22 protein-coding genes are annotated in these 19,307 nt (G+C 58.6%); 2 read left to right on the forward strand and 20 right to left on the reverse strand.

Translation table 11 applies throughout. The features are described from left to right. Positions 1-39: 39 nt before the first annotated feature. The 11 genes from repB to P7F60_RS28035 form a co-directional block, all read right to left on the reverse strand. Positions 40-1,053 (reverse strand): plasmid partitioning protein RepB, encoded by a 1,014-nt coding sequence (repB, locus tag P7F60_RS27985; protein ID WP_037094802.1) that lies wholly within the window; start codon positions 1,051-1,053, stop codon positions 40-42. Next, a complete protein-coding gene (repA, locus tag P7F60_RS27990) occupies positions 1,050-2,264 on the reverse strand; it encodes a plasmid partitioning protein RepA (protein ID WP_037094805.1) in 1,215 nt (404 codons plus the stop codon). Before repA ends, repB begins: the two co-directional genes overlap by 4 nt. A gap of 172 nt (positions 2,265-2,436) precedes the next feature. After that, on the reverse strand, positions 2,437-3,315 hold the full coding sequence (locus P7F60_RS27995; RefSeq protein ID WP_277920879.1) for a zincin-like metallopeptidase domain-containing protein: 879 nt from the start codon (positions 3,313-3,315) through the stop codon (positions 2,437-2,439). A gap of 221 nt (positions 3,316-3,536) precedes the next feature. Further along, the gene (locus tag P7F60_RS28000) at positions 3,537-4,601 is read right to left on the reverse strand and encodes a Fic family protein (protein ID WP_235775165.1); all 1,065 of its coding nucleotides are present in this window, start codon (positions 4,599-4,601) and stop codon (positions 3,537-3,539) included. Positions 4,602-4,666: 65 nt separating this feature from the next. Further along, a complete protein-coding gene (locus P7F60_RS28005; protein ID WP_037093580.1) occupies positions 4,667-4,873 on the reverse strand; it encodes an antitoxin VbhA family protein in 207 nt (68 codons plus the stop codon). A gap of 119 nt (positions 4,874-4,992) precedes the next feature. Beyond that, on the reverse strand, positions 4,993-5,325 hold the full coding sequence (locus P7F60_RS28010) for a DUF736 family protein (protein ID WP_277920880.1): 333 nt from the start codon (positions 5,323-5,325) through the stop codon (positions 4,993-4,995). Positions 5,326-5,720: 395 nt separating this feature from the next. Continuing rightward, positions 5,721-6,224 carry a thermonuclease family protein gene (locus P7F60_RS28015; RefSeq protein WP_235775164.1) on the reverse strand — a complete coding sequence of 168 codons (504 nt, stop codon included), beginning with the start codon at positions 6,222-6,224 and terminating at the stop codon, positions 5,721-5,723. Beyond that, positions 6,224-7,504 carry a plasmid replication protein RepC gene (repC, locus tag P7F60_RS28020; protein ID WP_277920881.1) on the reverse strand — a complete coding sequence of 427 codons (1,281 nt, stop codon included), beginning with the start codon at positions 7,502-7,504 and terminating at the stop codon, positions 6,224-6,226. The genes P7F60_RS28015 and repC overlap by 1 nt, the downstream gene beginning before the upstream one ends. Positions 7,505-8,086: 582 nt before the next feature. Beyond that, positions 8,087-8,266 carry a hypothetical protein gene (locus P7F60_RS28025; protein ID WP_037093574.1) on the reverse strand — a complete coding sequence of 60 codons (180 nt, stop codon included), beginning with the start codon at positions 8,264-8,266 and terminating at the stop codon, positions 8,087-8,089. Between the two features lie 68 nt (positions 8,267-8,334). Further along, positions 8,335-10,263 (reverse strand): ParB/RepB/Spo0J family partition protein, encoded by a 1,929-nt coding sequence (locus P7F60_RS28030; protein ID WP_037093573.1) that lies wholly within the window; start codon positions 10,261-10,263, stop codon positions 8,335-8,337. Between the two features lie 683 nt (positions 10,264-10,946). Next, complete coding sequence (locus tag P7F60_RS28035) at positions 10,947-11,153, reverse strand: hypothetical protein (RefSeq protein WP_037094711.1); 207 nt, start codon at positions 11,151-11,153, stop codon at positions 10,947-10,949. A gap of 110 nt (positions 11,154-11,263) precedes the next feature. On the opposite strand from P7F60_RS28035, the gene ligD reads away from it, so the two are divergent. Then, positions 11,264-12,319, forward strand: coding sequence for a non-homologous end-joining DNA ligase (ligD, locus tag P7F60_RS28040; protein WP_277920882.1), 1,056 nt, complete (start codon positions 11,264-11,266; stop codon positions 12,317-12,319). Here ligD and P7F60_RS28045 read toward each other — a convergent pair. From P7F60_RS28045 to P7F60_RS28060, 4 genes are all read right to left on the reverse strand, one after another. After that, positions 12,316-12,567, reverse strand: coding sequence for a hypothetical protein (locus P7F60_RS28045; RefSeq protein WP_037094717.1), 252 nt, complete (start codon positions 12,565-12,567; stop codon positions 12,316-12,318). The genes ligD and P7F60_RS28045 overlap by 4 nt on opposite strands. A 97-nt stretch (positions 12,568-12,664) precedes the next feature. Beyond that, positions 12,665-12,862 carry a hypothetical protein gene (locus tag P7F60_RS28050; protein ID WP_037094721.1) on the reverse strand — a complete coding sequence of 66 codons (198 nt, stop codon included), beginning with the start codon at positions 12,860-12,862 and terminating at the stop codon, positions 12,665-12,667. A gap of 459 nt (positions 12,863-13,321) precedes the next feature. Next, the gene (locus P7F60_RS28055; RefSeq protein WP_037094723.1) at positions 13,322-14,344 is read right to left on the reverse strand and encodes a dienelactone hydrolase-related enzyme; all 1,023 of its coding nucleotides are present in this window, start codon (positions 14,342-14,344) and stop codon (positions 13,322-13,324) included. After that, positions 14,334-15,944 (reverse strand): hypothetical protein, encoded by a 1,611-nt coding sequence (locus P7F60_RS28060; protein WP_037094726.1) that lies wholly within the window; start codon positions 15,942-15,944, stop codon positions 14,334-14,336. Before P7F60_RS28060 ends, P7F60_RS28055 begins: the two co-directional genes overlap by 11 nt. A gap of 80 nt (positions 15,945-16,024) precedes the next feature. Here P7F60_RS28060 and P7F60_RS28065 point away from each other — a divergent pair, with 80 nt between their 5' ends. Then, entirely contained in the window at positions 16,025-16,408 is a 384-nt protein-coding gene (locus tag P7F60_RS28065; protein ID WP_235775163.1) for a hypothetical protein, read from the forward strand. Positions 16,409-16,590: 182 nt separating this feature from the next. Here P7F60_RS28065 and P7F60_RS28070 read toward each other — a convergent pair whose 3' ends face one another. The 5 genes from P7F60_RS28070 to P7F60_RS28090 are packed head-to-tail and all read right to left on the reverse strand — an operon-like array spanning position 16,591 to position 19,115. Beyond that, positions 16,591-16,896 (reverse strand): hypothetical protein, encoded by a 306-nt coding sequence (locus P7F60_RS28070; RefSeq protein WP_037094732.1) that lies wholly within the window; start codon positions 16,894-16,896, stop codon positions 16,591-16,593. A 46-nt stretch (positions 16,897-16,942) separates the two neighbouring features. After that, positions 16,943-17,179, reverse strand: a complete 237-nt coding sequence (locus P7F60_RS28075) for a hypothetical protein (protein ID WP_037094735.1) — start codon at positions 17,177-17,179, stop codon at positions 16,943-16,945. 10 nt (positions 17,180-17,189) lie between these two features. Next, positions 17,190-17,636 (reverse strand): hypothetical protein, encoded by a 447-nt coding sequence (locus tag P7F60_RS28080; RefSeq protein WP_037094737.1) that lies wholly within the window; start codon positions 17,634-17,636, stop codon positions 17,190-17,192. A 28-nt stretch (positions 17,637-17,664) separates the two neighbouring features. Next, positions 17,665-18,663, reverse strand: a complete 999-nt coding sequence (locus P7F60_RS28085; RefSeq protein ID WP_277920883.1) for a hypothetical protein — start codon at positions 18,661-18,663, stop codon at positions 17,665-17,667. After that, positions 18,660-19,115, reverse strand: a complete 456-nt coding sequence (locus P7F60_RS28090) for a protein psiB (RefSeq protein WP_037094739.1) — start codon at positions 19,113-19,115, stop codon at positions 18,660-18,662. Before P7F60_RS28090 ends, P7F60_RS28085 begins: the two co-directional genes overlap by 4 nt. Between the last annotated feature and the right edge of the window lie 192 nt (positions 19,116-19,307).

A 19,307-nucleotide genomic window follows, 5' to 3' on the forward strand; every position in this document is an offset into this window, starting at 1 on the left:
TCGCGGTCTCTCCTCTTGACCAATTAACGAGTGTCTCGATCACACCTCTTGGTGAGTTGGATCTGAACGATTGTTGTATTCGCTTAGAAGATCAGGCATTCGGTCCGCGAGCCAGCGCGCGAAAGCGCGTTCCTGCTTCGGGATTGAGACCGTAGTTCCAGCCGAATTACTCTTCATGCGGCCAAAAACTCGGTCACCCACGGCGAAGTCAACAATCTCTTCAGCTGGCTCCGTAGTCACTTTGTCGGCCGCCGAACTTGCAGCTCGTATCGCTTGGGTAATACGGCTGGAGCTGTCAGCGCCTCGAAACTCGACCGTGTCGATTATTTTACGAACACGTGCTGCGCCGCTCGGATCTTTCAGCAACTCGGCAAATGCGGTCCATTTCGGTCGACCAACTCCCTTTGCTCTTCCGATCGCAAGAATGATGTCTTCGGGAACCGCCTCCGTCACTCGAAAAAGATGCGATATTGCCGCTTCTGAAGCTCCCAAGATTGGGCACATGGCGCGATGAGAAAGGCCAGCACTTTTCAGCTGTACGGCCCACATTGCCTGCTCAATCCAGGTCAGGTTTTCCCGAACACCATTCTCGAGCGATTGCTCTTCAATCAACTGCCGATCGGAAAGTTCTCGAACATAGGCTCGAATCTTTATGGTCTCCGGGCGATCCGATTCTGCCATTATGGCCTTGATCGCTGCCCAACGACGGTAACCGTAGGCAAGCTGGTAATGATCCGCTTTCGTCGGATGCGGCCGAACAAGAACTGGAATTTTTTGGCCTTCACTTGCGATTGAAATCTTAAGCGCCTCGAGCTCTTTGGCCGCGTCCTCGTCGTTGTCAAAGCGATCTCTATAGGGGGAGCGGTCGATACGGTCAGGATCGAGTGAAATGACACTATCTTCTGTGAGCTGTGTCAGTGCCCGACCCACATTGGAAATGACAGGTGAAGAGTGCCGCCGCGCCAGCGAGGGCTTGTCGGACGCGTCCGACACCACAGGAGATTCCGTCCGGCTTTCGGCGGCCGCCATTCGCTGAAGGATGCTTTTCTTCATGTGCTACGTCCCCAAACTTGGTGAACGAGGTCGAGGATCTCGGAGTTAACTCGGTCAGCGCTCTCAATTGCGCGCTTCAACGCTTCACGACCGACCTCACCCGACTCAAGCTCGTATAGGGTCTTCTTCGCTACCGCTGCACCGGCGATTGCCGTGGATTCGAGCGCCTCCGCAACGAGTACATCATCACCAAACAATCGGCGCATGACTCCGGACATGTACTTCTGCGGCCCGTCATTCGGGTTCACGCGCGTGAGCAGGAAGCGGAAAAAGTCATGCTCAAATTTAGCTCCAAACTGCCCCAGCACCTCCGATAGATCGGAGATCATGATCAGGAACTGATTGCACGATGCAACGTCGAGCATCGCCGGGTGAACGGTAATAACTAAGGACGTGGCTGCATAAAGAGCAGCGAGTGTCGAGTATCCAAGGGACGGTGGGGTGTCGATGATAACGATATCGTATCGATCATCCACGCGGGCCAGGGCACTGCTTAACCGCTCGAAAAACAAACCCAGGTCATCTCTGGTTTTCGAGGTCAGATAGGACGGGGTATCAAACTCAAAGTCCATTAGCTCCAGATTGCCAGGAACTAGATCTACACCTGGGAAATAGGTTGGCCGGATCACTTCAGCGAGCGGCCGCCTCTCATTGTCATATCGAATGGCTGCATAGGCTGTCTGGTTCTCGCCGAGATCGAACTCGGGCTGAATACCAAATAGCGCAGTCATCGATGCTTGCGGATCAAGATCCAGACACAAGACCCGATAACCCTGAAGCCCTAGAAAATGTGCGAGATGGATAGAAGTGGTTGTCTTGGAACTACCACCTTTAAAATTCGCCGTAGCAATTACCTGAAGCTTTTCCCCTTTGCGACGATGCGGAAGCAGCTCGCCAGCTTCGTCAGGACGAAGTTCGGCCAAGAATCGCCTCAGTTCCTTGACCTGCTCTATCGTGTACGTTCGCCTATTGTTTTCTGCGCGCTCGGGCAAAGGCCCCTTCCCTTCCAGCGTCAACTGGCGAAGAGTACTTTCCGGAACCTTGAGTAGCCTCACTAGGTCAAGGGTTGAGAATGTCCGGCCAAATGTTTTTTGCGCAGAGGGTGGATAGACAGCTTCACGCATATCGTTCAGCTCCGCGGAGAGTTTCGAGGTGTAGACCTCGATCTTCGACGCAGTGTCTCTGACGCTCTGAGAAGCTGGCTGCAGCATTCAATCCTCTTGACGGTTCTGACCACTTTACGAGATCATTTCCGTCAGGGATGCCAGACTGACTCCGATTCTTCAAGGGGTTTTTCGTTAACAAGAAGTTAACGCATCAAGGATGCCCGACTTTACAGTTGTAAAGTTTTGGGTCGATGCGCATGAGGCCCGACATTTTTTGCTAGGGCCCCGACCCTGTGGAAGAGCTGAACTGTCGGAGATAGTCAGCAACTGCCTGAGCCTTCGCGGCGGCAGTGATGACTGCACGTGAATCCTGCTTCAGCACCTTGAGCCAGTTTTCAACGTAGGTCGCGGTGTTGTCTCGCGGATCATGCTCAATGCCAAGATCGGCGCAGACGAACGCGGCTGAGATTTCGGCAATAAGCTCCTCCATTGCGTAGGTCTCGCTCCCAAACCGCCCGCTAAGGTCACGATCAAGGCGTGATTTTGCGCCGCTCCAGTGCCCGAGCTCATGAAAAACCGTGCTGTAAAGATGAACCTCGCTGAGGAACCGACCGCGCTCCGGCATCTGGATGTCATCGGGGCCAGGCCGATAGCAGGCTTGCTTTCCGCCATAGGCTATCTTTGCGCCTGTGGCCCGAATGAAGGTTTCGACATGGTCGATGACCGGAACCGGCTCGATCGGCGCCGCCTCGGCCGGGCTCTTGAAGCGGTTAGGCAGGTTGTCGATCTGCTCGACGTTGAAGACGGTGTAGCCCTTGAGATAGGGGATTGCACGATCGTCCGCATCCTGCTCCTTCGGCGTGAAGGTGCCGTACTTGACGACGAGGGTTCCTTGTTCGCCCTTGCGGACCTGAGCACCGAGCTCCTGAGCCTGCCGGTAAGTCATCCATGTGTTTTCGTCGTAGCCGGCGAGTTGCCCGGAGAGCCACAGCATGACCACGTTGATGCCGCGATAGGCTTCGCCGGAGGCGCGGAGCGGCGTAGCCGACCTGCGGCTGTTTCCGCGCCATGGCCGGATCCAAGGCTTGGTGCCGGCCTCGAGCTGCTGAATGATGGTGTCGGTGATCCGCTGGTAGGTGTCCTTTACGCTCTGCATCGCCGTCTCCTGTTCGTTGGTTGACGGCAAAGATCCGAAGATAGCGAAACGACCCCATGCACCCGTAGGGCCGCAACGGAGTGTAGGACCGCGCAAGCGGTTGGATGGGGGAGGGGCTATCGTAGTTTGTCCGTCAAATCATCCAACGGACAGGGGAAGGCGCAGAGCTCCGGCACCCCGGCCAATGACACAGGCCCTCACTGCAGCGACCGGGCCGCAGGTCAGCGCTCTCGGTCGTCTTGGTCGCGGTTTCGCTGGCGATCGGCAAGCTGCTGCGCTTCGATAGCCTTAAGATCGGCGTTGATGTGCTGCGACTGAGGCTCTTGGGCCTTTTGCTGACCTGGCTGCGATTGGGCATCTTGGACCTGTTCCGGCCGCCCCAAAGTCTTGAAATCAGATCCAGCGGCGAACTTCACCTCCTCGTCGTCAGGAGGCGTCCGCTCGGGAAGGTCAGCGCGGTCAACGGCCACAATCCCCCTGTCGGTCACGAGACTCGCCACGCGATTGTCATACCCGAGAACCTGCCCTTCGATCACTTCGCCCGGGCGAGCCGTGCGGATATTGTGCTCAAAGGGTTTCTCGCCAGCCTGCTCAAGATCTGACATGGCACTGCGGATTGCCTCGCGGCGGTTAGGATCCATCGCATCCTGGATGAGGTGCTTCATCGCCGGACTGGACGGATCATTGGTGGTCTCAATGGATGCCTCGATCATGCGAGGCTTAGTGATGACGGTAAGGTCGATGTCATGTCCGTAGGTGCGGCCCAATGAGACCACCAGCGCCTCGTTTGCCCTTCCATTGCCTTCTCGAAAAGCGTGAACGTAATTCAGCTCAGAAAGGACGTGGGCAACCTTCTCGGCAAACTGCTCAGGTGTAGCGGCTTTAAGGCCCTGAACGTCTCTAGCAGGCCTCAGCGCCTCGTTGAGACCCATTTCTATCCGCGATCCGTGCAGAAACGTCGTGCCGCCCTTCGAAAGCCCTCCTACAGGCTCTACCCGCTGCCCATCGACGACAGGACTTTCATTTCGCGTATGACCTGCCCATTCATAGACATCTTGAAAGATGTAGCCGTGTAGAGCCTTCAGATGCGCTGCGTCGTGATTACCGGTCGGGCCTTTTCCCTCAGCCAGCTCTGTTTGCCTCAAAGCAGTAAAAGCGTATTCAGCCTCACGCAGCGCCGAATGGCTCCTGATATCCAGCTTGTTCTTCAGAACATCCCTGAAGTCCTTATCCTCTGAAGTGTTTGGATAGGTGTAGGAGCCTTTGGCTTCATCATCGCGGGCCAAGCGAAACCTCATGCAAAAAAGCCGCCTGAGATCACAGGCGGCCGCGAGAAATGTCTAGGTGATGATCAGGCCCGCTTGAAGCGGGCCAGCAGCTCTTGGCGCATTTCCTCGGAAGTAATGTCTCCCGCAACGTAACGGCCGTTTGCTTCTTCCAAAACCGGATCGCCAGTGTAACCCTGCCGCATATTGGCGGCACGAGCCTGATCGACGGCTTTCTGTCGTGCAGCAACAGCTTCCGGAGAGCGATCGGGGCGGGGAGCATGAACGTTCATTGGCAGAGCCTCCAGTTAGTGTTCAACTTAGCACAAAAAGAGCCGAATATCCAGCGAATGCGGGGCAATCGGCTCTTTTATGGTGGGAGCCCGATCAGAGATCGGGCCTCCCAAAGCGATCAATCGCGGGGTTCCCATTCGATGATGGCCTGCAGCGCCAGGTCATCTTGGCCGGGATAGCGGCCCAAGTTGGCGTTGAAGCCGAGGCGCTTGATTGAGAGGGTGTAGTACGACTTCCCTTCTCCGTTGGTCTTCTTCCAGATGCCGCCAACTTCGATGTCGTGGCCGCGAGGTGACTTGGCATAGACGCGATGCGTCGGAGCCTTTTCGTTTGTGGAGTCGAACGGTGTAACCTTGATGTCCAGGTCCCGGTCGATGGTGGAGACGAGGCCAGTTCCCTTGGCGTTGTCGATGTCGTCTTTGTCGAACTGGATGAAGTTGGTCATGCTCATGTTAATCACTCCTATATGGTGGTTGCGATGATCGTTCATAAGGCACGGCGAAAAGCGGTGCGCACCGTAGGCCGGAGCGCAGCGAAGGAGGCTGGGCGGCGGAAAATTTTGTTTCGCGAGGAAGCCGAAGGCGGGGAAAATTTGGAGACAGATAGCTTTGCGCTAACCGCGTCGCCGTGCGAACGGGCATCAAGAGCAACCACTTTGGAGGTGTGGGGCCTGAGCGCTTGCAGCAATACGTCACCTCGACAAATGGGACATCGGCACTGGTAGCGTGCGGGATTGTGCTGAATGCAACCGAACCAACAACCTGGAACAAGAGGCTGGGTTGACCGAGAGTTGCGCCACCACGTGAGATCTCGCCAACTGTCACCCATATCAACGCCGCCAGTACTTCAGTTGCCGGTATGGCTGCGACGATAGGAGGAGGGCGATTCAATCTCAGCGCCCCACAAGCCTTGGCCGAGCTGTCGGGCACGAGTCTCGGCGCGGCGGTACTGGCTCAGGTCGATCGGGTGGGATCTTGGCAGATAGCGCAACAAGAGGCTGGCTTGGCCCGCCTTCACCATTTCAAGGCCGATGTCCGAGCGCTCGATGAAGCACTGGCCGACAAGGCGTCGGTACTGGTCCCGATCAATTTCGACACAGCGAACATGCTTTCCATCGATCATGCTGGCGAGGAACCGTCGTGCCTCGACTCCGCACCTCCATATCGCGCCATTCTTGAAGCCGGTCTGATCGCGCACACATGCGTCGATAGCCGCAATGCGGATCCTCTGCTGGCGGATGCTGAAGGTGTCTCCATCAATCACCCGCGCCCGGCCTGAAAAATCGGCCGACGCAGCGGAAGCAGTGAACAGAAGCGCAGCCAGCGCGGCTCCCACCAAGCAAATATTCATCAAGCGCGCGCCTCCATAGAATTGCGGGCTGCCAACCCAAATACCGAGCGGTTCAGATGAAGCTCTCCGCTCGCGGCTCGGTCTGTCATGGCCCGCAAATACCCGCCCGGCGAGCTGATTTCGGCGCGCGTGTATTTCTCAAAGGTGAGAGCGATCGCAACCGCAGCCGCCTGCTGGCCCATTCGTTCCACGGCCCGCTGGCGCGCATCCTCGGACACGCCGGCGATGCGGCAAAGCTTGGGAGCGATCCGGTCCAGGTCCGCCCAACTACGCGGGGGCTGGTAGCCATATTCGGCAAGGCTTGGCGTAGCCCGCCACACATCTTCCAGCGCCACAAGTGAAGGCCGCACTTGCAGTTGCCTATTGCTTTGGCGCGAACGGCTCCCCAGGCTTTCTTCAAAAGCCCTCTTGCTGGCGGAGCCAGCCCCTAGCGAACTCACTTGTTCGGCGTTAGCCGAACGCCGTTCATCATTACGAGGTTCAAAAGGCTTCGGGGTTGTAATTTGTATGTGCATGTCGTTTTCGACATCCGTGCATGTCATATTTGCATCTATGTCAGAAGCTTGCGGGGTCCGATTCACGTTACGCAATCGGTCGGCAAGCCACTCCAAAAGCATTGTTGCCTTCCGGAGGACGTGGGCCGGTGCGTGCCTGGCTGATCCGATGAGGGCCGCGATCTTCTCAACACGGGACCCGATCCGCCCAAGGATGACTTCCCCTCGATCGGTTGAGGACGCCAGAGCATATCTAGCACCACGCAGAGCGTCCCGGAAGCGACGCGCCGCGCCGTCTCGAACTCGAATCTCTTCCCGCTTCTGGCGCACCAACTGATCAAGTTCATGGTGCCGAGCGATCAGGACACGCAGATCAATGCCGCAGGCGTCGGCAATATCTCCTTCGCCGTCACGGATCGGGTAGCGCTTGAAATTCGCACTGTCCTGCATGGTGACAAGGCCGAGGTCGTACAATCGGGAGAGAATCCGGCTTACGCGCCCTGGCGACTTGTTGATGTCATAGCCGAGCTGTCGGTTCGACTTGTAGACGATCGGCCGTCCTCCTTTGTCGAAGGCGTCTGCCTTGGCGGTCGTGATGATTGCTTCCAGCAACGCATATTCTGCGGTCGTAATCATCCCGATTGTCATCAGGTTTTTTGCAAGTACCGCAAGCTGCCCGCGCGTCACCGTTCCGATTTCCGTTGACTGTGCCAGTCGCCGGAATTCGGCTCGCTCCTTCGTCATTCTGCGACCTGTCGGCCGCTTGTGTTGTGTGGGTTCCCCCATCGTCCGTCTCCTCAGAGGCCAGACAAAGCTCCGCCGTTCACCGAAAAGGTGTTCTGATTATTGACATCGGAGGGGAGGTCTGCGAGAACGGTTTTGGCTTATTATTACCGAACTGCAGACCGCTTCCGGATTCTTCGGGAGCGGTTTTTCTTTTCTGGGCCGGGTGTGATCTCCAAAAAGCTGTTAGAATGTGTGAGTCGGAATCGGTTACGGTTCCGCTCGTTACGATTTGTAGCCTGAGATACCGAATTGATGCAAGTTGACACATTTCGCGCTGCTGCGCCGGTTCAGCCGAGATCTGAAATAGTGCTTACATTTTAATTTGTTAGCGCGCCTTTCCGCGTCTTCCCTCTCTTCACGCTGAAATCTGGAACGTTTCCAGAGTAGGATTTACCCCCCGTTATTGTTGGGGAAATTCAACCGGGTGGGGAGGAGAGTTTGAGAGGAGGGGGCGCGGGCCTCCTCTCAACAAGCGGCCTGATGTGCCGTCCCCCGATACGTTTCTGCCTCCCAGGCACCTGCGAAAGCGCCCGCATTGGCTCGATGCCAAGGCGGGCGCTAAGGTGCGATCTTGCAGCAAAATCAGCCGCGCTGAATAGCCTCCTCAATGTAGGTCGGTGGTAGATCGAAGGCCTTTAGCGCTGTATCGAGTGCCTTTTGCACGTCATCCCAATCAACATGCTCCGGATCGTTCAGGTAGGCGTTGATTAGCTGGCAGCAGCTTTCGGCGGCAAGGGTCGGATCAGGTACGGAATCAAGCATGGCTTATCCTCTGGAATAGGGGAGCCGGTCACGCTGGAGGACGTGACCGGCGGAAAGCAGCGGCGGGATTATTCCGCTGCCATCGGGAACGAGTGTTCGTTCTTGTCCTCTGAGGTTTCAGCCTCACCCTCTGCGTCGGGGTCAGACGCGATCCGAACGTGAGGCGGAAGCCAACCGCTGTCCTTGATGGACTTGGCGGCATACTCCGCAGCCTCGCCCTTCTTCATGTTGCCGACACCAGCGGCGAAATCCTCGCCGCGCACCTCGGCAACAACGGCTTGAATGGTCGGCCTGTTGACGTGGCTGAAATAGCTTTCCGCCGTAGTCTCAAACCAGTCACGCATGTCCACGTTCAATGCGCGGCCCATCTGGTCGGCATGTGCCAGCGCTTGGCTGCGACTGCTGAACTTCTTCTCAACCGCATTGACGGAATGGGCGGCGGCATAGGCCAGAAGCTGCAACAACTCGCTTTGAGATTGATCCATCAGCCATTCCCAAAGGTCAGCAGGATCGCCGGGAAGCCGGTGCCCATAATTTTCCTCGAGGCTTCCCCACGCCTCAAGGGCCTTGTTCTCGGCGGGACGCTTCATCGAACCGTCCAGCACTTCATGAGTGACAGAGATTTCAAGCGCGCTCTGGTGGCCGGGAATGCCCCATGCCGTGCGATACTGCACTTTGAGCAACATCGCGTGGACGACCGCCACAAGCGCAATGTCGGGATTGTTCGCCAGCTCGACACGAAGTGCCGCCGTCTTCTGAGCGGTCAGGTCTTCAATCAATGCGGCTGAATGGGTCAGCCCCGTAGATTTCGAAGCGCCGTCAGCCTCCTCGGTCGCCCCGCCTTGCTTCCCTTCCGTTGCCTCGGCCTTCTTCTTGTCCTCGTCGCGGACAAGGCCTCTCAGCACCGACAATTTGCCCCAATGGTCGATTGTGACGATTGCCCCTGCCATGGCGAGGTCTTCGCTGCGATAGGCTTCTTCGCGCTTCTGCAGGACGGCGATTTCCTGCTCGACGGCGGACAAGGCGGCCTCTGCACCTTCATCCTCCTGATCCGCATCGATCTGCGCCGCCAGTTCGTCATAACGCTCAGTCAGTGCGTCAAGCTTGGCTTGATCCTCGTCGCTGAGGTCCACGCGCTGCGGGTAAACCCGGGCCATCTGATAGATGTTATCCGGCTGCTGAGCGCACCACTCGACCCATTTCCAGCCTTCGGCCTTCACAGCTTCCGCCTCGACCTCCAACTTCTCGGCAACCAGCTTTTCAAGCAAGCCGCTATCGCATGCAAAGCCTCCTCCCTGCTCGGCAAACAGGTCGCGGCGCACTGGACCGCCAGCCGCCTCATAAACCTCTAACCCGCCGATCAGCGCGAGCCGCTTGTCGCTTGCGGGGACTTCATCCACGGCGAGACGGCGCTTGATTGTGTTGGCGCTGCGATCCCATGAGGGGAGGGCATTCCACACCTCTTCCTGTCGAGCGTGATCGTCGGTGATGGTGAAGGCGGCAAGCTGCTCAAAGGTCATATCCTCGGCGCGGAACGCCGCGAACAAGACAGGGGAAACCTTCGCCAGCGCAAGACGGCGGTTAACGATGATTTCGGTTGTCCCGAACCGGGCGGCGATGTCCTTGATTGACTTGCCCTCATCGAACAACGCTCTGAATGCCTCGAACTGGTCGGCGGGGTGCATCGCCTCCCGCATCACGTTCTCGGTCAGGCTTAATTCCGTGGCGTCACCCGCCTCCCGGACAATGACATTCACAGCGTAGTCAGCCGTGATCTCGCCCCGTTCGGCCAGAAGATTGAGGGCTGCAAGGCGGCGACCGCCAGCGGTTACGAGGTATCTCCCCTTGGATGCCTTGCGCACCACAAGGTTTTGGATGACGCCATTGGCGAGGATCGAGGCCGACAGGCTCTCGATGCTCTCCTTGGTGTAAGTCTTCCGGACGTTCTTCGGGTCAGCGTCCAGCTTGTTCAATGCTATCGCGATGATGTCGCTCATGGTCTCTTGCTCCAGTTTTTCCCGTTTCCCTTGGGAGCAAGCCCCGCTAGTGGGCGAAGCCTCTGCCTTCGTTTTCGAAGGATGTGCCCCCACATCCGGCGGAACGAAGGGGGAGGGCGCAGCCCGCTCCCGTTAGGACGCGGATCGGGTCATGGGGCGGGAGGAAGGAAAAACGGAAGGTTTGCCGGCTTGACGGCGAAAGCCGTTTTTCCTGACGAGCGACAGCGCTTGCGCGCTTGCCCATTGGCGCGATCGGCGACCTATCGTAAGAGCGGAACAGGGTAGGGTCGATGGGCGGCCGATCCAGGCCGCTCCTTGCGGATGCGAACCGGCGACGCCGGTTCTCCGTCTTCTGATCCAGGTTAGAAAACGATGGATCTGCCCGCTGCGCTCCGAGTGATGAGCGCTCCGCTCCTCGGGCAGCTCTCCATTTCAGCTTGATTCAACGTGTCGATAGCGGCGGTTAGCCGCTCGGCTCGGATCGATCGGCGCCAGTCCGAGATCCGAGAAGGACAATGAAGAACATCGGAGCTTTCAGCATAGCGCCGCCCCTCCTTCAGGGGCGGGAAAGCGGGAATTCTCGACACGGTTTTGACGGAAGAAGGGAAGCCGCAGGAGGCTTAGCATAGCGCCGCGAAGCGGAAGCCGGGACCGACTTCCCCCGGCAAAACCGTTCCTTGCTTCTACAGCCTGGGCGTTGCGTTCATGATGTAGTGGGCGATCTGAAACAGCTGTTCAACAGTCGCAGCCAGGTCAGCAGAGGCTTGTTGGATCTCTGGCGGTTGGGACGGATCGCCGGCGAGATCGCCAGCCTTGGCGATGATATCCTCGCAAGGATCTGCGATACTGTGAATGAGCTTCAGCAGCTCTTGGGCGGTTGCCTGATCCACCAGTGCCTGTCCTACGTCGTTTCCGGGCACCGAAACCCTATGGAGCAAGCGGACGGAGGTCCAGAGGCTTCCTAAGCGGGTTGTTAAGCTGTCTCTGCTGAAATGGCGGAATGGTAAAAGGACCGCGAAAGCCGCCGAAACCGCTCCTGACGGAAGATAAGGCGCCGCTGCGAAGCGGACGCCTGAGACCTCGCGACCCTGAACAGCCGCGCCTCCTGTTCGATCCCATGCCGGATCGCGTCGAACCTTGCCTAGCCGTCTTGAAGAACCGCCCGCCGAAGGGGCCTGAATGGTCCTACGATATCAAGTGGGACGGCTACCGCATTGCTGTTCACCGGGAGCTATCCAAGGTGAGGATCCTGACACGCGGCGGCTTTGACTGGACGGCGAGATTCCCGGCCATTGCGTCAGCAGCGGCCGCTCTTGGTCCGGCGACATTCATCCTCGATGGTGAAGCCGTCGTGCTCGACGATATGGGGCGATCAGACTTCGGGCTGCTGCAGGGCTCGCTTGGGGGCCGGACCGGAAAGCAGCCGGCTGGAACCGCGCTCATGTTCGCGTTCGATCTCATGTACCTCGACGGGCATGATCTGCGTAAGCTGGAATTTGCTGCACGGCGGCACATCCTTGAGGATCTGCTTGATGAGGCCAGAGGCGCGATCCGCTTGTCAGAGGAAATCAACGAGGATCCCGAAAGGCTGGTCGAACACGCTTGCGCGCTGGCCCTGGAAGGCATCATCGGCAAGCATCGTGATCGCCCCTACAGACCGGGCAAGACTGGTGACTGGATTAAGATCAAGTGCGTCCAGCGCGAAAGCTTTGCCATCCTCGGCTACGAACTGTCGTCAGCTATGCCAGATGGCTTTGGAAGCCTCCTTCTCGGGGCTCTCAGAGGAGGTGAGTACGTCTATGTCGGAAGTGTCGGAACTGGCTTTAAACATCAGCAAGCGCGAGCGTTGCGAAAGCAGCTCGACAAGCTGAAAACGAACAAGCCGGTGATCCGCTTCAAAGAGAAGACCCGCATCGCGACAGATCCAGGCCTGATCGCTGAAATCGACTTCCGGGGATGGACGTCCGACGGGAAACTGCGACACGCCTCGTTCAAGGGACTTCGCGACCCTGAAGACGCAGCGGCAGTATATTCGCTCGATGTTGGAGACGCCTAACCGGCAAGATTGGGCGGAGGCATGTTCTTGCGTAGAGCAGCGATGAGCAGGTCGAGATCCCGATTGGCATCTGCCGCCAGCATGAGGTTGTCCGCAACCTCTGTAATGGCGGAGAGGACTTCCGTCTCCTCCCAACCTCGGCGCATGGCATCCTCTACCAGGTCCTGCAAAACAGTCTCCACCGCCATCTGACAGGCGATGTAGCGGCTTTCGTCCTTTTCGGGTGGCGCTTTTGGAAAGTCGGTCATGTTCCAGCAAATATGCTTCCTGCGGGCGCGTGCAAGGCCGGGGGTTCGGGATCACGACGGATAGGCCGCACCCTGCAGGGCAGGGTGCGGCCGTACTTCACTGAGGCTTGTTGTCGTTTCCGGCTTTGCTGTTGAGCTCGACTTGATAGCTGAACTCGACCTTGGCGATGAGCGGAAGCATCACGGCGATGGAGAACCGAAGTTGGCCCTTGTGGGACAGCTTCGCGATTTGCCGGTTGATGAACTGGCGAAGGCGACGGCCGGTTCTCTGGCAGAAGGTTACGAGCGTTTTCATCAGAGGTTCCTCCTTAGTGGTTGTGCGTAATCGCGAAGCTCGAATACGGCTGGAACCGCCGAGTGCATCGCGCAGCGATCGCAACGGAGCGAAGCGGAGAGGAGAACCCTTTAGGGTTGCACGCCAAGGCGGGGCCTGACGTATCGTGCGCAGCATTAGATTACGTACAGCCACTAAGGAGCGGCCTGAAAACGCGGCCTTCGTAGCCCCGGCCGTCGTCTTTGCCTTCAACCGGCAAATCGTAATCCGGCCGCCAGGTCGGATCTCCATCGCCGTGATGCTGCAGCGGTGGTTGAGCTCACGTCGACGCTCCTAGCCGGAAACGACAACAAGCCTCAGTGAACCGTCCCGCTTGCGGGGCGCCTCCGTCGTGAGGGGGAAGGGGAGTTTGAGGGGAGGGGCCGAAGGGGACTCCCCTCATTGCGGTTGGGTGCCGCTCGATGCGGCCCTCAAGCGCTCCTAAGCCTGGGCGGCCTCGCGCTTGCGCATCAGAAACCGCTTCAGGCTCCATCCGGCTCCCAAGATGTAGGGTGGCCGCCCAAGCGAGTAGTGCCCGCAATTCAGCCGCAGCACGCTCACTCTGGCTCCGGCATTCTGCAGCCGCTTCAGCAGGCGTTCTGACAGGTCCGGTAAAACAACCGTGTCCCTCGATGCTAGGATGACATGAATTTCGAGGCTTGGCCGCGCCAGCCTGTCTGCATGGTTTTCAAGATCGAGTGGTGCCCACGCTCGTTGAAGCTGGGCAAGCGCAAGATGCGGCTCGAGACTCTTCCGGATCGAACGGGTTGCGCGCCCGGTCCATACCATTTCGGCAAGGCTTCCTGCCGTGAGGAAGAGTGACGCCCGAGAAACGGCGGTCTCATGCGCCGCGACCAGTCCGGCTATCCAGGACCCAAGACTCATCCCGAGGACAGAAACATCCCGATACCCCTCGCGCTTCAGCCAGCGGATAAGCTTGCGCCCGTCCCATACAGCCTGTCTGACGGCCTGCACCGTTCGGCCGAGATTGGCGCTGAGCATGTAATCGGCATAGAGCGAGCCCGGGCGCTTGCGCTCCAAGTGGTAAGGCATGGCGATCTCGATAACCGTGATCCCTTGCCAGGAGAGGAACCCGGCAATCTGCCGGTTCCGACTTTCGGCGTTCCAGTGATGGAAGATCACCACCGCCTGATCGCGTTTTCCGCTCTCCGTGATCCTGGCCCACACGATGTTGTTTTCCGCGACATCCGTTGAGATGTCCGAAGGGAATTTCAGCCAGCCATCCCGCAGCTCAAAGGTTTGGTCGCTTGAATCAGGCGGATCAAAGAAACCCGGATCAGCGGCGGCCGTTTCCGCGAGTACGCAGAACTCCTCTAGCGTTTCAGCCGCTCCCATGCCGGGGAATGCACGATCGGCGTCCAGAATGAGGTCCGTGGTCTCCTTGGCCTCTTCGCCGCGTTGGGCGCGGCCCTCGTCCCAGCGATCGAGCCAGCTATGAAACATGGCTGTCGCCTTCCATACCGCCGGCTCGCCAGCCGAATCCAAACTCTGGATCAAATAGCCCGTATGTAGCGATCAATGCGGCGACAATCAGCAAAACCGAGAAGCCGTCAAAGGCATCGATCGTCAGATACGAGATCAGGAGCAGTCCGATCGCGGAAGACATCTTCCACAAGGGCGCTCGCAGACGTCTGTCACTGCCCAGCCGGATCGCTCCATACAGGAAGACGCTGCAGGTCGATATTGCGACGAGGAGGCTGCTGTAGTGGGTTGGCATTCGATACCCGAAGATATGATCGCCGTCGTCGTAGTTGGTGAGGGCAGCCCACACATCGCGAACGATCCACGTTATGATGTCGGGGCCTTGTGAAGCGAGATAGGCGCTCTGCGCTTTCATGCAGATGGCGGCCAGGACGACGAGAACTGTGCATCGAAACACCCCCCGCATGATCCTCAGAGCGGCCTCACTGACCCCCGGCCCTGATGCCTGATCAGTCCGAAGCGTCGCTTGGCTATCGAGCTTCCAAAGATCATGGATGATCGTATGCAGAATGATCAGGCCCGCAAAGAGCAGGTAGAAGGTGACGGACATATAGAGGTAGGCGAGGGCGGTGAAGACGATGGCTGCCGGGGTCGAGATTATGTCAGGCCGTATGATGCCAATCGTCCCCCAACTCGGGGCAAAATCCTGCGCCTGTTCTAACAGCGGGATCAGCTGCACCCCAATCCATTGAGCCAGGCCGGCAAACAAGATGCAGATCAGGAAAACCGCCCAATAGGTATGGGAGTTCGCCTGCAGGTTTTGAATCCAGGCATCCCCGCTTTGAGGTCGATCGGCATGTGCCAGAAACCTTGGACGTGCATCATGTTTCCAGAAAACCAGAAGCTCGATGACTATGGCGAAGAACAGCGGCAGCAGCACCATGAAGAGGAAGGTCCAGTTTGGCGCCCACAGAAAGCCGACCTGTTTTTCGATACCGTCCTCGCGCATATAGGTGATGGTGTGGATCCCAAGGATATAGGACAGGAACCCAAGAGCGGACGAACCGGCAAAGACCGAAGACGGCAGATTCAAGTGTGATCCGTGAGAGAAAATCGTCTCGGTCCTGATCGCCAAACCAGATGGCCGCTCCGTCGACATGGGTTCAAGATCCACCGAGACGACCGGCGTTAGCGGAATTTGGTTTGCGGCTGGCGCCGGCATGTCCGGCACTCGCGAAGTAGCTGCGCCGCCAGTCTTTCTGGTATCCCGTCGCTTGGCAGTCAGGCGGGCTTGAGCTGCACTAAGCTCCTTCATCCAATCATTCGTCGCCTCCTTGTCGCCGCAACCAAAGATGCGTGCGAGCCAGCGGATGTTGGTGGTGCTGATGCCCTTGTCATTCTCCTGAAACCAGAGCTGGACCGTGCGGAGATCCACCCCGCTACGATTGGAGTCGATCTTCGAAATGGCATCCGCCAGCAGTTCCGGCGTCCAGGGGCCTTGCGGAAAACCATCATCACCCAAGGGCCGACCGGCTCCTGCAGCGGCCATCTGCTTGAACAGCTCCTTGAAATCGCTTCCGTCGTTAGGCGGCGCGACAAAAATCTTACCGTTTTTTTCCAATGACTTGCAGGCCCGGATTTCGTTTCGTTTCGCATCCTATCGTGCGTTTCGTCAGGTTCAATGGTCTTAAAGCCCCTCCAATGCAACTGATCGGTGAGGCATCCACCATGCTACTGTCGTTATCCAGTTCGCGTTCGTCGCATCGGGCAACAGCCACTCTGCGCACAAGCTTCACCTCGGACGAGCTGTCGTCCAAGCACCTTGGAACGGAAACCGCAGGTAGTGCGACTGGAGAAGGTCCCTCGCTTCCTGAGTTGATCGATCAGCACTCGGCAGCTGTTCAAGGGGGGAAAAAGGCGACGGCACGGCGCCTGGCAATCATCAATTACAAGCCAAAGGGAGAGGGAGAAGCCAACCTGAAGCTGACCTATCTCGCGGCCTATCTGATCGCGACCAAAGGCACGCTTTCCGCCAAGGAAATGAGTTCATTGCTGGCGGATCGCCCGGTTCGATCAACCACCTGAGCGAGACGATCAAGCGCCGCCAACGGCGGCGGCACGCCGGGCGGGAGGGGAGCCGAGGGGAGGGGCATGGGCTCCCTTCGGGCGGACCGCAGCCCGCTCGATGCGGCCAGGTTCGCAACTGCCAAAATGGCTACGGGGCCAGCTCTTCCGAACCAGCCCCGCAACAAAGCATCCAACAATTGTCAGCGTACCAATCCTAGCCGCTCGCCAAGGCTTGGCGGCGTCGGCGTTCCCGCTTCCTTTGTCATGGCGACGATGGCCTTCTGTGACAGCCCTTCGATCTCATAGCCAAAACGGCGCGCGCTCTCGATGATCGATTCAAGGCTTGGGTGCTGCTCAAGATGCGTTCCGAACCATAGGGCATATTCGTCGGTTTCCTCATCGGGAAACGCCTGCAGAAAGAAGGTGCGCAACGGCGGATCATAGCCGATTACGGCGTTCTCGTCGGTCTCTTCGTCGGTTTTCACGGTCACGGTGTAGCGGCTCAATGGTGTCCCTCCTAATATCGGGCCGCACCGAAATGCGGCCCAGGTCCTATTTGAACAGCGGCATTGACCGCTTGTTGGTCAGGCTGGCGCGGTCGGTCTCAAAGCGGTAGCCGTCCCAATCCTTCCACGCTTCCCAACCTGTCGCAGTGGCGCGTCCATACCAGACGCGCACGCTGACCTTACTGTTTCCAAGGTCCTCGACAACCTCAACCGTGTGGCTCCCTCCTAAACCGGAGGGCGTGTCGAAGACCTCAACGCTTCGGCGCTGGCCGTTGCTTTTCATGCTTCGCCTCCTACAGCCGGAAATGGGCAACCAAGCCCTGATTGGCTCGGTGGCTTGCCAGTGCATAGGCGCACGCCTGCGCCAGAAGGTCGGGATTCGCTGTCATGCCCGACTTCGCGCGTCCCTTGATGTCGGCTTTCAAGTCGTCATCGCTGGTCCCAACGTGCATGTTTCCGACAATCCAGCGCAGTTGCGCATAGGGGATCTCGTCAACGCGCCGAACAGGCAGGGCCGAAATCAGGCCCTTGCGCTGACTGGCTGCCTCTCCGGCCTCACTTGCCTCCTTCTTGGTCGGGAAATAGGCTTTCACCAGCTGGCGGCGCTGCGCGTCGGCTGCACTCATGAAAGCGTTTGAGCCGTCTTCTTGGGTGTATAGGCTCCAGTCGGCGGCACTGCCGCCGAACATGGCGTCGCCTCGGCCGGAAAACTCCATGACTGTATAAATTTGCTCATTCATGTGGAGATCCTCTGTTTTCCGGGGCTGATCAAGCGGCGCTGTCGCCGCTGATCGATTTCAAGACGCACTTGGCCGCATAGCGTCCGGCCTCGTTCAAGTTGCGCTGCCACGCTCCTTGCGATGGGGACCAGCGGAACCCGTGAGATTTCAGGGTACGCCGCGTCTGTTCGTCCGGCTTGCCGGGAAACAGCAACTGAATGCGGGCCATGTCGGTATTTTCCTTGACCGTGACTGCTCCTGCCTCCGTCTCGACGTCCTCGGCGCGGTCGCCGCGCTTCTTCATCGCAGCAAGCGATGCAAGGCGGGTTTGCATGCGGCGCAGTTCGGCGCGGGTGTTGGTGGTGGAAAAGCCGCGTCGGTTCTGCCACGGGGCAAGGGTAACGCCACGCGATGCCCTCTCCTCGTCCATGCCGGTTTCGGCCACCACACGGGCCAGAATGTCGGCTTCGCTCGCCTGATCCTTCTCCATCCGGCGAATGATGACATTCGCCCGTTTCATCCGGTCGATGGACAGTGCCAGGTCTTCGATCCGCGAGGCGATGCGCTGCATGGCTGCCGGATCGCCGGAGCGGATCGGCTCGTCATCGGTCCCCTGGGGAAACGCCTTGCGCTTCACTGCTTTTTTCGCAGTCGCGATATGGGCTGAGATGTCAGCACGGCGGGCGTCTGAAACTCGCATCCGCTTTTCATTGCGGGCGACGGGAAAACGCGCAGGTCCGGTGATGAACCAGTTCATGCAACGGCCTTCCGCTGCCCAATACTTGGCGGTGATCTCGACATGACGGCGAGCAAAGGCCTCTAGTTCAGCATCCGGCAGGGGCAGTTTTGCTTGCTCCCACAGCTCCACCATGTAGGCGGCAAAGCCGTTCAGGCGCTCTGCCAGCCCTTCCAGTTCGGAAAGGGTGCGCCGCTCCGGAAAATGAGTAAGGGCATGGAAGCTATGTTCGATGTCCTTCGCCGCGATGGTCGCGGCAAAGGTTCCGGCGAGAATGGACAGGGTGCGGTCCTCGACAACAGCGATGATCATCGGACTACCCCCGCCATGACGGTTGGGTGAGTGCGGGTGATACGGGTCTGGAACCCGATCAAGGCGCCGCCCAGAATGACCCCATTGGGGGAATGCTCGTCTGCCTTGGCAAAGACCGGATCAAGAACCGGCTTGCAGACGTTCAGGCGGGCCGCTGCTTCCTCAATGCTGATCTGCGGCGGTAGGACATGCGCGCCGTCCAGGCTGGCAAGAACGATCTTTCCAGCCAATGGCTGCGGGTAGCCGTCAAAGACGGTGAAGGCGGTCAAGCCGTCCCGCAAACCCTCCTCATCGACGATAAGAACGTGGTTCGTGTCGAATGGCACCACCTCGACAAGCTGGCATCCAATCAGCCCGTAGGTCTGAGAGAACGCGCTCGGTGCTGCGACCTCTGCGGCTTGAATGGTCCCGGCTTCCGGGTCCAGCAGGTAAACGGTTGCGGTTGTGTTCATAGTCTAGCCCTTTCTCCAATTCCGCGAAGCGGTCTTCTCGTGCCCCTCGTGGGCAGGAGCCCCGCTCCTGCTCCCGAGCTCGCGCGGAGCAGCGGGGGAGAGGGTGGCAAGGGGATAAAAACGGAGGGGGTTCGCCCGCCCGAGGCAAAGCCGAAGGGGCGGCGCGTTAGCGGCGATCCTGCACGAAAGCGC

The sequence above is a fragment of the Rhizobium sp. YJ-22 genome (assembly GCF_029601685.1).
Lineage (GTDB): Bacteria > Pseudomonadota > Alphaproteobacteria > Rhizobiales > Rhizobiaceae > Metarhizobium.

What these genes read in the sequence shown, in the direction of transcription:
- P7F60_RS28025 (WP_037093574.1), bottom strand. Translation starts at nt 8,266, where the DNA reads ATGCTTGATTCCGTACCTGATCCGACCCTTGCCGCCGAAAGCTGCTGC.
- P7F60_RS28050 (WP_037094721.1), bottom strand. Translation starts at nt 12,862, where the DNA reads ATGAAAACGCTCGTAACCTTCTGCCAGAGAACCGGCCGTCGCCTTCGC.
- repB (WP_037094802.1), bottom strand. Translation starts at nt 1,053, where the DNA reads ATGAAGAAAAGCATCCTTCAGCGAATGGCGGCCGCCGAAAGCCGGACG.
- P7F60_RS27995 (WP_277920879.1), bottom strand. Translation starts at nt 3,315, where the DNA reads ATGCAGAGCGTAAAGGACACCTACCAGCGGATCACCGACACCATCATT.
- P7F60_RS28005 (WP_037093580.1), bottom strand. Translation starts at nt 4,873, where the DNA reads ATGAACGTTCATGCTCCCCGCCCCGATCGCTCTCCGGAAGCTGTTGCT.
- P7F60_RS28065 (WP_235775163.1), top strand. Translation starts at nt 16,025, where the DNA reads ATGCAACTGATCGGTGAGGCATCCACCATGCTACTGTCGTTATCCAGT.
- P7F60_RS28010 (WP_277920880.1), bottom strand. Translation starts at nt 5,325, where the DNA reads ATGAGCATGACCAACTTCATCCAGTTCGACAAAGACGACATCGACAAC.
- P7F60_RS28055 (WP_037094723.1), bottom strand. Translation starts at nt 14,344, where the DNA reads ATGTTTCATAGCTGGCTCGATCGCTGGGACGAGGGCCGCGCCCAACGC.
- P7F60_RS28015 (WP_235775164.1), bottom strand. Translation starts at nt 6,224, where the DNA reads ATGAATATTTGCTTGGTGGGAGCCGCGCTGGCTGCGCTTCTGTTCACT.
- P7F60_RS28090 (WP_037094739.1), bottom strand. Translation starts at nt 19,115, where the DNA reads ATGAACACAACCGCAACCGTTTACCTGCTGGACCCGGAAGCCGGGACC.
- P7F60_RS28045 (WP_037094717.1), bottom strand. Translation starts at nt 12,567, where the DNA reads ATGACCGACTTTCCAAAAGCGCCACCCGAAAAGGACGAAAGCCGCTAC.
- P7F60_RS28085 (WP_277920883.1), bottom strand. Translation starts at nt 18,663, where the DNA reads ATGATCATCGCTGTTGTCGAGGACCGCACCCTGTCCATTCTCGCCGGA.
- P7F60_RS28080 (WP_037094737.1), bottom strand. Translation starts at nt 17,636, where the DNA reads ATGAATGAGCAAATTTATACAGTCATGGAGTTTTCCGGCCGAGGCGAC.
- ligD (WP_277920882.1), top strand. Translation starts at nt 11,264, where the DNA reads ATGGTAAAAGGACCGCGAAAGCCGCCGAAACCGCTCCTGACGGAAGAT.
- repC (WP_277920881.1), bottom strand. Translation starts at nt 7,504, where the DNA reads ATGGGGGAACCCACACAACACAAGCGGCCGACAGGTCGCAGAATGACG.
- P7F60_RS28075 (WP_037094735.1), bottom strand. Translation starts at nt 17,179, where the DNA reads ATGAAAAGCAACGGCCAGCGCCGAAGCGTTGAGGTCTTCGACACGCCC.
- repA (WP_037094805.1), bottom strand. Translation starts at nt 2,264, where the DNA reads ATGCTGCAGCCAGCTTCTCAGAGCGTCAGAGACACTGCGTCGAAGATC.
- P7F60_RS28030 (WP_037093573.1), bottom strand. Translation starts at nt 10,263, where the DNA reads ATGAGCGACATCATCGCGATAGCATTGAACAAGCTGGACGCTGACCCG.